A 2,633-nucleotide genomic window follows, 5' to 3' on the forward strand; every position below is an offset into this window, starting at 1 on the left:
GTAATGATAAAGTAACAACTTTTATCTACTTTAATGACATATTTTTAAAATTAAATAGTCCAATTATTTTGCTTAAAGAAAGAGAATACACAAAATAATTTACACCCTCGATAAATTATAATATTTAACTATCTATTGTGGTATAACTTTACTTCTCATCTTTAATATCACAATAGATAGCTTCTATATCACATCTATATGCTCTTTCTCCCTCATATTTAATCTCCTTTAATAATTTTCTTACAACTCTCTTTCCTATTTCATCCTCACTCATCTCACAAATAGCATCATCTATATTTCCCCAATTTGCCCATTCAACTTCAGGAGACACTTTTATCTCACCTTCAACATATTTTGCCATAAAAGTTAGCATTATAATTTCTTTAGAGGCTAAATAATCACTACCCAAATATTTTATCTCTCCTACTGTTATTCCTGTTTCTTCTTTAACTTCTCGATGTACAGTATCTTCAACCGATTCTCCATTTGTTACATAACCAGATACTAATACTTTCGAATTCTTAAAAGTATAACTTTGTTTCAGTAGTAAAATCTCACTTCCCTTAATAACAGCAACTACTACACATGGCTTCGGTGTATCAAAGTACATAACATCATCTGTAGGGCAATATGGAACTGCACCTTCATCCCAGCTATCTTTCTCAATTAATTTCATTCCACAAATTGGACAATATGTAAATTTCAAAATTTCCCCTCCTTACTACCTTGTTATTAATCTGAATTTTATTTTTAATATAATTTATTATTACTCATATTAAAACAATTATCAATAAATATCCTAGAAATATTCTTATATATTACAAAATAATTTCAACAGCCTTACTTAAAGTTATAAATTCTTCACCAACTTCACATTCATAAGCAAATATATCCACGCCGCTATTAAATGCTAATCTTAATGATTCACCAAATGCTACATCCATATCATCGTTAGGAGAGAAATTATCTATATTATTCATTTGAATAAGAAACAGAACTCCAGCTCCAAACCCACTTTTTTTAGCCTCTATGAGCTCTAACAAATGTTTATTTCCTCTTTGAGTAGGTGCGTCAGGAAACGTACTCCTACCATCTACTTCTAATGTCACTCCCTTTACCTCAAGATAATATACTTCACCTATATCATTTGATAATTTAAAGTCAAATCTACTATTTCCAAATGTTTTTTCTCTTTGCACTGTATTATATTCAATTAGCTTATCTATTTTTTTATCATTTAACGCTTCTTCAACAACTTTGTTAGGAATTTGTGAATCTATATTAATAAATCTATTTCCTTTATATGCACCAATCAGATCATATAGTGTTTTCCTAGTAGGATTAAGTTCTTCTCTCAACAATACTGTAGCTCCCGGAATTAATATTTCCTTGCATCTCCCAGTATTCGGAACATGAACTAATATTTCCTCACCACATTTATTCACGTAAGCTTGAAATCTATCTGGCCTTCTTATAAATTGTGCAGCAAAAACTCTTTTTTTTATTAACATAGTTTCATCTCCATTTTTATAAATATACACTAATCGAAAAAAATAATCAATGTTATCCACAATTATATTATACAATGCGTGGAAAGATTGATTGTTTTTCACGAAATAAAAAAGTCCTTGCTTTTGCAAGAACTTTTTAATGGTGACTCCTAGGGGAATTGAACCCCTGTTACCACCGTGAAAGGGTGGTGTCTTAACCGCTTGACCAAGGAGCCCTAGAAAATTTGGTGGCTTACCGGGGAATCGAACCCCGGACACCATGATTAAAAGTCATGTGCTCTACCAACTGAGCTAGTAAACCATAATGGCTGGGAAGGCAGGATTTGAACCTACGGATGCCAGAGTCAAAGTCTGGTGCCTTACCGCTTGGCGACATCCCAGTATTAAATGGTGCGTCTTAAGGGATTCGAACCCCCGGCCCACGCCTTAGAAGGGCGTTGCTCTATCCAACTGAGCTAAAGACGCATATTAAATTAAATGGAGCGGGTAGAGGGAATCGAACCCTCGTAATTAGCTTGGAAGGCTAACACTCTACCATTGAGTTATACCCGCTTGTTAAATCATATGTAAATGGTGCAGGTGAAGGGACTTGAACCCCCACGCCGTAAAGCGCTAGATCCTAAGTCTAGTGCGTCTGCCATTCCGCCACACCTGCATTACATATATGGTGACTCCTAGGGGAATTGAACCCCTGTTACCACCGTGAAAGGGTGGTGTCTTAACCGCTTGACCAAGGAGCCTTATAAAAATACTAAAATATGATATTTTAATATTAACCTGGCGACAACCTACTCTTCCACAAGGTCACCCCTGCAGTACCATCGGCGCATTGAAGCTTAACCTTCGTGTTCGGTATGGGAACGGGTGTTACCTTCATGCCATAACCACCAGATTTATTTTTTAGAAATAATAATTGAGAATCTACCGTCGTTGACTACGGATATTAAATATAAAATAAGTTCTCATTATCATCTCTATATAGAGAGAAATTTCACTTCCTTATTCAGGGAGATATTCTCTGAAAATTGCACAGTGATTTAATCTTCTTACGAAGCTTCGCTTTTTTTTAAATTATCTTGGTCAAGCCCTCGACTTATTAGTATTAGTCAGCTGAACATGTTA

2 protein-coding genes, 7 tRNA genes and 1 rRNA gene are annotated in these 2,633 nt (G+C 34.7%); all 10 read right to left on the minus strand.

The window, feature by feature from the left end; translation table 11 throughout:
* Nucleotides 1–148: 148 nt before the first annotated feature.
* The 10 genes from KPL55_RS25385 to rrf all read right to left on the minus strand — a co-directional run bounded on the left by KPL55_RS25385 (nt 149) and on the right by rrf (nt 2,403).
* Nucleotides 149–706, minus strand: a complete 558-nt coding sequence (locus KPL55_RS25385; protein WP_216309542.1) for an NAD(+) diphosphatase — start codon at nt 704–706, stop codon at nt 149–151.
* 112 nt (nt 707–818) lie between these two features.
* Entirely contained in the window at nt 819–1,511 is a 693-nt protein-coding gene (gene sfsA, locus KPL55_RS25390; protein ID WP_216309543.1) for a DNA/RNA nuclease SfsA, read from the minus strand.
* Nucleotides 1,512–1,651: 140 nt separating this feature from the next.
* A tRNA-Glu gene (locus KPL55_RS25395) sits at nt 1,652–1,726 on the minus strand.
* A gap of 10 nt (nt 1,727–1,736) precedes the next feature.
* Nucleotides 1,737–1,812: transfer RNA gene (locus KPL55_RS25400), tRNA-Lys, on the minus strand.
* 4 nt (nt 1,813–1,816) lie between these two features.
* Nucleotides 1,817–1,891: transfer RNA gene (locus KPL55_RS25405), tRNA-Gln, on the minus strand.
* An 8-nt stretch (nt 1,892–1,899) separates the two neighbouring features.
* Nucleotides 1,900–1,976, minus strand: a tRNA-Arg gene (locus KPL55_RS25410).
* A gap of 13 nt (nt 1,977–1,989) precedes the next feature.
* Nucleotides 1,990–2,063, minus strand: a tRNA-Gly gene (locus KPL55_RS25415).
* A gap of 19 nt (nt 2,064–2,082) precedes the next feature.
* A tRNA-Leu gene (locus KPL55_RS25420) sits at nt 2,083–2,166 on the minus strand.
* 10 nt (nt 2,167–2,176) lie between these two features.
* A tRNA-Glu gene (locus KPL55_RS25425) sits at nt 2,177–2,251 on the minus strand.
* A gap of 35 nt (nt 2,252–2,286) precedes the next feature.
* Nucleotides 2,287–2,403: ribosomal RNA gene (gene rrf / locus KPL55_RS25430) — 5S ribosomal RNA — on the minus strand.
* Between the last annotated feature and the right edge of the window lie 230 nt (nt 2,404–2,633).

The organism is Clostridium lacusfryxellense, assembly GCF_018861735.1.
Classification (GTDB): Bacteria; Bacillota; Clostridia; order Clostridiales; family Clostridiaceae; genus Clostridium_AD; species Clostridium_AD lacusfryxellense.